Origin of the sequence: Brevundimonas sp. EAKA, assembly GCF_000698025.1 — a bacterium.
Lineage (GTDB): Bacteria > Pseudomonadota > Alphaproteobacteria > Caulobacterales > Caulobacteraceae > Brevundimonas > Brevundimonas mediterranea_A.
In genome coordinates, this window is record NZ_JMQR01000110.1 from 1 (window position 1) to 10,006 (window position 10,006).

The following is a 10,006-nucleotide window of genomic DNA, read 5'->3' on the forward strand; positions in this document are numbered from 1 at the left end:
CCTCCACCACCCTTCGGGCGGTCCCCCTCCCCCAGAGGGGGAGGATTTTTGAGGAGAGGATCCCATGATCGACCCCGCTGCCATCGATTTCGAAAAAGGGAACGGCCTGGTTCCCGTCGTGGTGCAGGACGCCGCCACGCTTCAGGTCCTGACCCTGGCCTATATGGACCGCGCCGCCCTGGACGAGACCCTCCAGTCCGGCGAGGCCACCTTCTTCTCGCGTTCGCGCGGCGGACGCTGGCGCAAGGGCGAGACCTCGGGCGACCGGCTGCACGTCGTCGGCGTCACGGCCGACTGCGACAGCGACGCCCTGGTCCTGTCGGTCAACCCGGTCGGCGACGCCTGCCACCTGCACCGCACCAGCTGTTTCGGCGCGGCCGACGCGCCGGGTCTGGGCCGCATCGCCCGGCTGGAACAGACCATCGCCGAACGCGCCGCCGCAGATCCGTCCGAAAGCTGGACCGCAAAACTGATGGCCCAGGGCGTCAAACGTATCGCCCAGAAGGTCGGCGAGGAGGGCGTGGAGACCGCCTTGGCCGGCGTCGCCGGCCCGGACGAGGAACTCGCCAGCGAGGCTGCGGATTTGATCTATCACCTCTTGGTGCTTCTCCACGCCCGTAACATGGTGTTTCAGGACGTGCTGGACGTGTTGGCCTCGCGTGCGGAAGCGGGCAAAGCCCCCGGCTAAGGCCCACCAAGACGAGGCCGAACCCTAAGGACGTGCATTCCCGCCCCGGGGATGATCGAGGAAATTGCGATGGCGGCTCTCATTCTGTTCGGCGGCGGCGGCGATCTGGCGATGCGCATGTTGCTGCCTTCGCTCTATTTCCTGGAGCATGACGGCCTCCTGCCCGAGGATCTGAAGATCATCGGCGCGGCCCGCTCCGAGGAGACCCCCGACGAATATGTGGCCAAGGTCCATGACGCCGTGAAGGCCAAGGCCGAGGCGGACAGGGCCTGGGACGACCACTCCTGGGCCAAGATGAAGGCCCGGCTCGACTATCTGGCCGTGGACGCCACCGATCCCGCCAGTCTGAAGGGCCTGAAGGACCGCGTCGGCGACGGCGAGGTCACCTCCTTCCTGGCCGTCTCGCCCTCGCTGTACGGCCGCATCGTCACCGCGATGAAGACGGCGGGCCTGGCCGAACGCAACTGCCGCATCGTGCTGGAGAAGCCGGTCGGCCGCGACCTCAAGTCCTTCCGCGAGATCGACGACGCCGTGTCCCACGCCTTCAGCGAGGACCAGGTGTTCCGCATCGACCACTATCTGGGCAAGGAGACGGTCCAGAACCTGACGGCGCTACGCTTCGGCAACACCATCTTCGAGCCGCTGTGGAACAATCTGACGATCGACCACGTCCAGATCACAATCGGCGAGACGGTGGGCGTCGGCGACCGCTGGCCCTATTACGACGAGTACGGAGCATTGCGCGACATGCTCCAGAACCACATGCTCCAGCTGCTGTGCCTGGTGGCCATGGAGCCGCCGTCGGACCTGGATCCGGAATCGCTGCGCAACGAAAAGGTCAAGGTGCTGCGGTCCTTGCGGCCCATCACCCCCGAAGAAGCCGAACGCGTCAGCGTGCGCGGCCAGTATGTGGCGGGCGTGTCCGAGGGCAAGCCGGTCAAGGGCTATGACGAGGAGCGCGGCGCGGATTCCGACACCGAGACCTTCGTCGCCATCCGCGCCGACATCGACAACTGGCGCTGGGCCGGCGTGCCCTTCTTCATGCGGACCGGCAAGCGTCTGCCGGAGAAGCGCACCGAGATCGTCATCCAGTTCAAGCCCGTTCCCCACTCGATCTTCGACAATGAAGAAGGCGAGGCGCCGGCCAACCGCATGATCATCGAGCTGCAGCCCGAGGAAGACATCTCGCTGACGGTGATGAACAAGCGCCCCGGCCTGGACAAGCGGATGCAGCTTCAGCCCATCACCATGAGCCTGTCGTGGGGGGTGGACGGCAAGTCGGCCGCCCCGCCGCGCCGCCGCATCGCCTATGAACGTCTGCTGCTCGACGCCATGGCCGGCGACTCCACCCTGTTCGTCCGTCGCGACGAAGCCGAACAGGCCTGGAAATGGGTGGACGAGGTCGCCGAGGCCTGGGCCGAGTCCGGCCAGAAGCCCGACGAATATGTCGCCGGCACCTGGGGCCCCGACAGCGCCGACATGCTGATGATGCGCACCGGCCGCGACTGGAACACCACCGATGTCTGAGGCGCCCGTGATCGAAACCTTCCCCACCGTCGACGCCTGGGCCGAGGCCATCGCCGCCCGCCTGTCCGAGACCCTGGGCGCCGCCGTCCGCGACAAGGGCTCCGCCGTCTTCGCCGGCCCCGGCGGCACGACCCCCGCCCCCGTCTATCGCCGCCTCGCCGCGACCGATCTGGACTGGGCCAGGATCGCCGTCACCCTGGTGGACGAACGCTACGTCCCTGAGACCTCGCCTGAGTCCAACGCCCGGCTGATCCGCGACGTCCTGCTGCAGGACAAGGCCGCCGCCGGCCGGTTCATCCCCCTCTATACGCCCGAGGTCACGGTCGACCGCGCCGCCATCGTCGCGGCCCACGCCCTGGCCGATGCGGGCGGGCGTTTCGACGCGGTCCTTCTCGGCATGGGGGAGGATGGCCATATCTGCTCCATGTTCCCCAACAGCCCCACTCTGAAAACGCTTCTGACCCCGACGCTGAAGCCGACCGTCCTGGGCGTGCCCCACGGCCGCGACGGCGCGGCGCCGACCATCGAGCGCCTGTCGATCAACCTGCCCTATCTGATGTCCGCCGGCCGGGTGATCCTGGGCCTGAAGGGCGACGCCAAGCGCCGCGTCTTCGAGCAGGAGGCCCAGGGCGATCCCAGGATCCAGCCCATCGCCGCCCTGATCGCCGCCGGCGTTCCCCTTGAAGTTCTGTACACGGAAGCCAGCTGACATGACCCTGCACCCCACGGTGGCCGCGGTCACCGCCCGGATCGTCGAGAAAAGCCGCGCGACCCGCGCCGACTACATCCGTCGCATGGACGCCGCCCGCGACAGCGGGACCGGCCGCGCCAAACTGTCCTGCGCCAACTGGGCCCACGCCTTCGCCGGCCAGACCATCGCCGACAAGCTGACGGCCATGGACGGGTCCAAGCCCAACCTGGGCATCGTCACCGCCTATAACGACATGCTGTCGGCCCACCAGCCGTTCGAACGCTTCCCCGGCGTAGTCCGCGAAGCGGTGCGTCAGGTCGGCGCGACGGCCCAGGTCGCCGGCGGCACCCCCGCCATGTGCGACGGCGTCACTCAAGGGCGCCCCGGCATGGAGCTGTCGCTGTTCAGCCGAGACGTCATCGCCATGTCCACGGGCGTGGCCCTGACGCATGACGCCTTCGACGCCGCCCTGATGCTGGGCGTCTGCGACAAGATCGTGCCCGGCCTGTTCATGGGGGCCCTGGCCTTCGGCCACCTGCCGGTCGTCTTCGCCCCCGCCGGTCCGATGCCCTCGGGCATTCCGAACGCTGAAAAGGCCCGCGTCCGCGCCGAGTACGCCCAGAACAAGGTCGATCGCCAGACCCTGCTGGAAAGCGAGATCGGCTCCTATCACTCGCCCGGCACCTGCACCTTCTACGGCACGGCCAACTCCAACCAGATGATGATGGAGCTGGCGGGGCTGCACATGCCCTCGACCGCCTTCGTCCATCCGGACACCGGCCTGCGCGACGCCCTGACCGCCGCCGCCGCCCAGCGCGCCGTCGAACTGGCCCGCAGCGGCGAGAGCCGCATGGCCGACGTCATCGACGAGAAGTCCATCGTCAACGCCATCGTCGCCCTTCTGGCCACCGGCGGCTCGACCAACCACGCCATCCACCTGGTCGCCATGGCCCGGGCGGCGGGCGTGCTGATCGACTGGACCGACATGGACGAGCTGTCGTCCGTCACCCCCCTGCTGGCGCGGGTCTATCCCAACGGCTCGGCCGATGTGAACGCCTTCCAGGCCGCCGGCGGCGTCGCCTTCGTCGCCCGCGAACTGGCCCAGGCCGGCCATATCCACTCGGACGTGACCACCATCATGGGCAAGGGAATCGAGCCCTATTTCCAGGAGCCGTCGATGGTGGACGGCCAGCTGGTCTGGCGCGAGGGGGTCAAGGAAAGCCTCGATCTCGACATCCTGCGCCCCGCCTCCAACCCCTTCGACAAGGAGGGCGGTCTGCGCCTGGTCAAGGGCGACCTGGGCCGGGCCGTCATCAAGGTCTCGGCGGTCAAGCCCGAGAACCGCATCGTCGAGGCCCCCGCCGCCGTCTTCGAAACCCAGGAGGACGCGCTCCAGGCCTTCAAGGACGGCAAGCTGTTCCGCGACGTGGTCGTAGTCCTGCGCTTCCAGGGCCCCAAGGCCAACGGCATGCCCGAACTGCACAGCCTGTCGCCGGCCCTGTCCGTCATCCAGGACAAGGGGTTCAAGGTCGCCTTCGTCACCGACGGCCGCATGTCGGGCGCCAGCGGCAAGACCCCCGCCGCCATCCACGTCAGCCCTGAGGCCCTCGCCGGCGGCCCCCTGGCCCATGTGAAGGACGGGGATGTCATCCGTCTGGACGCCGAGGCCGGGGTTCTGACCACGGTGGGCGTCGGCGATCTGTCGGCCCGTCCCGCCGCCGCCCGCGCCGCCGCCAACGCGGCGGGCACGGCCTGGGGCTATGGCCGCGAGTTGTTCGCGGCCTTCCGCCACGTCGTCACCACGGCAGAAGAAGGCGCCACCGTCTGCTTCGCCTTCCCCAGCGGCGCCCAATCGCATACGGACACGCCGCCCGATCCCAACTTCGTCGACCGGACCGTGGACGCCTGATCCACCGAACCGACCGCAGGAAACGACCCCATGAATGACAAGACCCTCCTCGTCGGCGACGTCGGCGGCACCAACGCCCGTTTCGCCCTGGCCCGGATGGTGGACGGCAAGCCCGTGCTGGACCACCATGAGAGCTTCCCGGCCGAGCGCTATCCCACCTTCCTGAAGGGCGTCGCCGCCTTCATCGACGGCTGCGAGATCAAGCCGACCGGCGGCGTCATCGCCGTGGCCGGCCCCGTCACCGACGGCGCCATCGACCTGACCAACTCGCCCTGGCAGGTGTCCGAGAGCGAGCTTCAGACCCTGGGCCTGAAGCCGGTCAAGCTGATCAACGACTTCGAAGCCCTGGCCTGGGGCGCCCCCGTGGTGCCCGAGGACCAGTTGGAAAGCCTGGGCGGTCCCGTCGACGGCGACCCCCACTGCACCGTCGCGGTGCTCGGCCCCGGCACCGGCTTCGGCGTCTCCGCCCTGGTGCGCGACGCCCACGGCAAGGAGATGGCCATGCCGTCGGAAGGCGGCCACGCCTGTTTCCCCCCCGGCGATCCGGTCGAGGACGAGATCCTGCGCATCCTGCGCCGCCGCTATGACCGCGTCTCCATCGAACGCCTGATCTGCGGCCCCGGCCTGCTGAACATGCACCGCGCCCTGGCCGAGATCGACGGCCGCGAGACCCATATCGAGGATCCGGCCCAGATCACCGAGACGGCGATGAAGGACCCCAACAGCCCCTGCGGCGCCACCCTGGCCCGTTTCTGCGCCATCCTGGGCGCGGTCGCCGGCGACATCGCCCTGACCACCGGCGCGCGCGGCGGCGTCTATATCGCCGGCGGCATCGTCCCGCGCATCCTGCCCTTCATCAAGGCCAGCCCCTTCCGCCAGCGGTTCGAGCGCAAGGGTCGGTTCAAGGACTATATGGCCGAGATTCCGACCAAGGTGATCATGCACAAACATGCGGCCCTGCTGGGCGCCGCCCGCGTCGCCTTCGCCGAAGCCGAGGGCTGAGGCCTCACGAAAATATCACGGCGGCGTGAACCCATCCGCCGCCGTGACGTTTCCCCCGCTCCAAAAACGGAAGGAAACGCCATGAAGAAGTTCGCCATCGCCGCCGCCTCGCTGTTCGTGCTCTCGGGCGTCGCCGCCTGCGGTGAAAGCGCCGCCGACCGGGCCGCCGAAAGCCGCGCCGACGCCGTCGAGGCCACGGGCGAAGCCCGCGCCGACCAGCTGGAAGCCCAGGCCGACGCCGCCCCGACCGACGCCCAGGAAGACGCCCTGAACCGTCAGGCCGACCAGGTCGAGGAAAACGCCGACCGTCGCGCCGACCAGATCGAGCAACAGGGCGGCGACGCCGACCGCGGCATGACCACCCACAACACCCCGACCACCAACTAGGGTCGGCGCCTAGGCGATCCGTCGCCCCGTCCCCCGTCCGTCATCCTCGGGCTTGACCCGAGGACCGGGCGCGGGGCGGTCGGTGCTTCGCGTGTTCGCACCAGCGGCGGATCATCCGATCCTAGGGTCAAGCCCGAGGATGACGGGAGGGCGGCCACGGCACGAAGGCGCTGGTCCGCTTCACATAGTCCGCATACCCCGGCCGCGACCTGTTGATCGCCTTCTCCGTAATCCCGATCCCCGACCAGCGCGTCAGGGTGAAGGTCAGGAAGATCGGCCCCGCGATCGACCACAGGCCGACGCCCGTCTCCGCCGCGATCAGCCACAGCCCCCACCAGACGCAGGCGTCGCCGAAATAGTTCGGATGCCGCGTATAGCGCCACAGGCCGGTGTCCAGCACCTTGCCCTTGTTCGCCGGATCGCGCTTGAACGCGGCCAGCTGGGCGTCGCCGACGCTCTCGAACACGATCCCGACCACCGCCAGCACCGCCCCGACTCCGGCTATAACGCCCAAACCCGGCTGAGCCTCCACCTGACCCATCTGCACCGGCAACGACGTCAGCCAGGCCAGCACGGCCTGGGGCAGAAACACGAACAACAAGGCCGTCTTGGCGAACGACCAGCCCTTGTTGCGTTCCTGATCCTCCACGATCTGCACATACCGCCCATCCGCCCCGCTCGCCCGCCAGCGCCGGAACAGGTGCAGGCCCAGCCGCAGCGCCCAGACCGCGCACAGCCCCACCAGCAGCCCCTTGCGCGCCGGATCGCCGTCTGCGCGCGGCAGGGTCGCCACCGCCAGTAGCAACATCCCCAGCGGCCAGACCGCATCGATGAAGCTGACGTCCTTCAGCTTCAGCGCGACCAGCCACAGGCCGAGCATCACGGCTACGATCAGGGCCAGGTTCAGTCCCAGCAGGAGGAGGATGTCGGTCAGGGTCATGAGCCTGATACGGCGGCCGTCGGTCTATGGATGGCGCCTAGGCCGGCTCGACGACCGTCAGCTCAGGCCAACGCCCCCGCGCGTTCTCGATGGTCTTGGCCCAGCCCTTGGCCAGCGGCCGGTTCGGATTCGGCCGCACGACCATGGCGAACACATCCTCCAGCCCGAACGGCGCCGCCACGGTGATCGTGCCGTCCGCCTCCAGCCGCACCCCGACGGCGAAGGTCGGGGCCACGAACCGGCCCAGGGCTTCGTCGGTCGAGTGCAACGGCTCATAGGGTTCGCCGAACCGGTTCTGGAACCACAGGTGCACCCGCGCCTGATTGCGCACCTCGACCTGGCTGCGGAAGGGTTCGTCGAAGGCGGCGGCGACCTGTTGGATCACGACGTCCTCGGCCTCGTAGGACAGGTCCGAACCGTCGAAATAGGCCAGGTCATAGTCCTTGATCCCGTAACCGGCGGGCCGCCCCGTCTTCGCGTTCCACACCGCCTGATAGACGGCGCCCGACACCAGCCGCCAGTCGGGCAGGTCCAGCGCCCGGACCGTCCGCAGGACGTGCATCAGGCCGGGATCGGCACGGACGACAGCGATCAGTTCCTCGGTCAGGGCGTCGTTCATCCCCGCACCGGCCAGCCGTGATCCAGCGGCCCGTGTCCGCCGCCCAGACCGGGCGCCCGGCGGATCGCCTCGCCGACATAGGCCCAGGCTTCCGCCACCGCGACCTCCAGCGGCCGGCCCAGGGCCAGGCCCGCCGCGCAGGCGCTCGCCAGAGTGCAGCCGGTGCCGTGGGTATGGCGGGTGTCGATCCGTTCGGCCTCCAGCACCGTCTCCCCGTCGGTCGTCATCAACAGGTCGATCACCGTCGGCCCGTCCACATGACCGCCCTTCATCAGCACCGCCCGCGCCCCCATGGCCAGCAGGGCCTCGCCCGCCCGCCTCTGACCGTCGATGTCGCGCACCGCCAGCCCGGTCAGGGCCTCGGCCTCGGGCGCATTGGGGGTCAGCAGGGCCGCGCGCGGGATCATCAGGCTCCGGACCGCCTCCACCGCCGCATCGGGCAGCAGCGGATGGCCGCCCTTGGCCACCATGACCGGATCGACCACGGCGGGGGCGTCAGCCTCGTCCAGCAGGGCCGCCACCGTCTCAACCACCTCGACCGAACCCAGCATGCCGGTCTTGACCGCATCGGTCCCGATATCCTCCAGCACCGCCCGCGCCTGGGCCGCGATCAGTTCCAACGGCAGCGGATGGACGCCGTGAACCCCCAGGGTGTTCTGCACCGTGATCGCCGTGATCGCCGTGGCGGCGAACCCGCCCATCATCGTCACCGCCTTGATGTCGGCCTGAACGCCCGCGCCCCCGCCGCTGTCCGACCCCGCCAGGATCAGGACCCGGCCCATTTTTCTTTCGCTACCGCCGCCCGCGCGGCGGGCGTCTGCTTGAGCGGGGCTCATGCGTGCGCCCCCGAGAACAGCTTCAGCCCGACGATCCCCGACACGATCAGCAGGATGCACACCGCCCGCACCGCCGTCGCCGGCTCGCCATAGACGACGATCCCCACCAGGGCCGCGCCCACGGCGCCGATCCCGGTCCAGATCGCATAGGCCGTGCCGATCGGCAGCTTCTGCGTCGCCACCCACAGCAGGATCATGCTGGCGGCCAGCGCGACCAGCACGCCCAACGAGGTCAGCGGCCGTTGCAGGCTGACGTTCTTCAGGCCGGACGCCCACAGCACTTCCAGCAGACCGGCGACGACCAGCGTCACCCACGGATTGATCGACATGACCCAGGACATGCCGCCCAGATGGCCCAGCCGGTCCGCCGGGGCAAGCGTCGGCTTACCCGCCCAGCGGCCCCTTGAAGATGAAGAAGGCCCCCAGGCCGATGAAGCCGAACCCGACCAGATGGTTCACCGTCAGCTTCTCGCCCAGGTACAGCACCGAGAATCCGGCGAAGACCAGCAGGGTGATCACCTCCTGCATCGTCTTCAGCTCCGCCGCCGAATAGACCTGATGCCCGATCCGGTTGGCCGGCACCGCCAGCCAGTATTCGAAGAAGGCGATCCCCCAGCTGGCCATGACCAGCAGCCACAGCGGCTTGTGATCGAACTTCAGGTGTCCGTACCAGGCGAAGGTCATGAAGACGTTCGACAGGGCCAGCATGACGATGGGGGCGATATAGGGGCTCAGAGGCATGGGCTTTGATCAGGACGACGGTTCGCTTCGCCCCTACACCGGCCGCGACCTCGCGTCGCGGGTCTTCAGCCCGCCGCCGCCACCGCGGCCAGCAGCTTCAGCGCCTGGACCGTCTCGCGCACGTCATGGACCCGCACCATCCGCGCCCCGCGCCGCGCCCCCTCCAGCGCCAGGGCCAGCGAGCCGCCCAGCCGGTCGGTCGCCTCGACCGCCGTGGGATCGACCGCCTGGATCGTCCGCTTGCGGCTGGCCGCGTACAGCACCGGGAACCCCAGCGCGACCAGTTCGCCCAGCCGCGCCGTCAGCGCCATATTGTGCTCCAGCGTCTTGCCGAACCCGATGCCCGGATCCAGCCAGATATTCTCCCGCGCCACCCCCGCCGCCATCGCCGCCTCGGCCCGGTCGCGCAGATAGTCCCGCACCTCCGCCACGACGTCGCCATAGCGGGGGTCGGCCTGCATGGTCCGCGGCTCGCCCTTCATGTGCATCAGCACCACCGCGCAGCCCAGCTCGGCCGCGACCGCCAGACTGTCGGGCGCCTGGCTCAGGGCCGTCACATCGTTCCACATCGTCGCCCCGGCCGCCACGGCGGCGCGGGCCACGGCGGGCTTCATCGTATCGACGCTGATCGGGCCGCCCCAGCGCGCGCGAACCGCAGCGATAACC

Annotated in this window: 12 protein-coding genes; 6 read left to right on the forward strand and 6 right to left on the reverse strand. The window is 69.2% G+C overall.

The window, feature by feature from the left end:
* Positions 1 to 64 precede the first annotated feature (64 nt).
* From hisIE to ER13_RS13520, 6 genes are all read left to right on the forward strand, one after another.
* The gene (gene hisIE, locus ER13_RS13495) at positions 65 to 688 is read left to right on the forward strand and encodes a bifunctional phosphoribosyl-AMP cyclohydrolase/phosphoribosyl-ATP diphosphatase HisIE (RefSeq protein WP_035310027.1); all 624 of its coding nucleotides are present in this window, start codon (positions 65 to 67) and stop codon (positions 686 to 688) included.
* 69 nt (positions 689 to 757) lie between these two features.
* Positions 758 to 2,215 carry a glucose-6-phosphate dehydrogenase gene (gene zwf, locus ER13_RS13500; protein ID WP_035310040.1) on the forward strand — a complete coding sequence of 486 codons (1,458 nt, stop codon included), beginning with the start codon at positions 758 to 760 and terminating at the stop codon, positions 2,213 to 2,215.
* Positions 2,208 to 2,924 carry a 6-phosphogluconolactonase gene (gene pgl, locus ER13_RS13505; RefSeq protein WP_035310029.1) on the forward strand — a complete coding sequence of 239 codons (717 nt, stop codon included), beginning with the start codon at positions 2,208 to 2,210 and terminating at the stop codon, positions 2,922 to 2,924. The genes zwf and pgl overlap by 8 nt, the downstream gene beginning before the upstream one ends.
* Before the next feature lies 1 nt (position 2,925).
* Complete coding sequence (edd, locus tag ER13_RS13510) at positions 2,926 to 4,815, forward strand: phosphogluconate dehydratase (protein ID WP_035310031.1); 1,890 nt, start codon at positions 2,926 to 2,928, stop codon at positions 4,813 to 4,815.
* Positions 4,816 to 4,845: 30 nt separating this feature from the next.
* The gene (gene glk / locus ER13_RS13515) at positions 4,846 to 5,817 is read left to right on the forward strand and encodes a glucokinase (RefSeq protein ID WP_008258989.1); all 972 of its coding nucleotides are present in this window, start codon (positions 4,846 to 4,848) and stop codon (positions 5,815 to 5,817) included.
* An 81-nt stretch (positions 5,818 to 5,898) separates the two neighbouring features.
* Positions 5,899 to 6,204: a hypothetical protein gene (locus tag ER13_RS13520; protein WP_008260679.1), complete on the forward strand. Its 306-nt coding sequence runs from the start codon at positions 5,899 to 5,901 to the stop codon at positions 6,202 to 6,204.
* A 127-nt stretch (positions 6,205 to 6,331) separates the two neighbouring features.
* Here the strand turns inward: ER13_RS13520 and ER13_RS13525 are convergent, their stop codons facing one another.
* From ER13_RS13525 to folP, 6 genes are all read right to left on the reverse strand, one after another.
* On the reverse strand, positions 6,332 to 7,144 hold the full coding sequence (locus ER13_RS13525; protein WP_035310033.1) for a DUF1295 domain-containing protein: 813 nt from the start codon (positions 7,142 to 7,144) through the stop codon (positions 6,332 to 6,334).
* A 37-nt stretch (positions 7,145 to 7,181) separates the two neighbouring features.
* Positions 7,182 to 7,763, reverse strand: coding sequence for a nucleotidyltransferase family protein (locus ER13_RS13530; RefSeq protein WP_035310035.1), 582 nt, complete (start codon positions 7,761 to 7,763; stop codon positions 7,182 to 7,184).
* Positions 7,760 to 8,545 carry a bifunctional hydroxymethylpyrimidine kinase/phosphomethylpyrimidine kinase gene (gene thiD, locus ER13_RS13535; protein WP_035310037.1) on the reverse strand — a complete coding sequence of 262 codons (786 nt, stop codon included), beginning with the start codon at positions 8,543 to 8,545 and terminating at the stop codon, positions 7,760 to 7,762. The genes ER13_RS13530 and thiD overlap by 4 nt, the downstream gene beginning before the upstream one ends.
* Positions 8,546 to 8,595: 50 nt before the next feature.
* Positions 8,596 to 8,940, reverse strand: coding sequence for a multidrug efflux SMR transporter (locus tag ER13_RS13540; protein ID WP_008262594.1), 345 nt, complete (start codon positions 8,938 to 8,940; stop codon positions 8,596 to 8,598).
* Between the two features lie 43 nt (positions 8,941 to 8,983).
* Positions 8,984 to 9,340 (reverse strand): DMT family protein, encoded by a 357-nt coding sequence (locus ER13_RS13545; protein ID WP_008260636.1) that lies wholly within the window; start codon positions 9,338 to 9,340, stop codon positions 8,984 to 8,986.
* A 65-nt stretch (positions 9,341 to 9,405) separates the two neighbouring features.
* Positions 9,406 to 10,006 (reverse strand): dihydropteroate synthase (gene folP / locus ER13_RS13550; protein WP_035310041.1); only part of this gene is annotated, 601 nt, incomplete at its 5' end.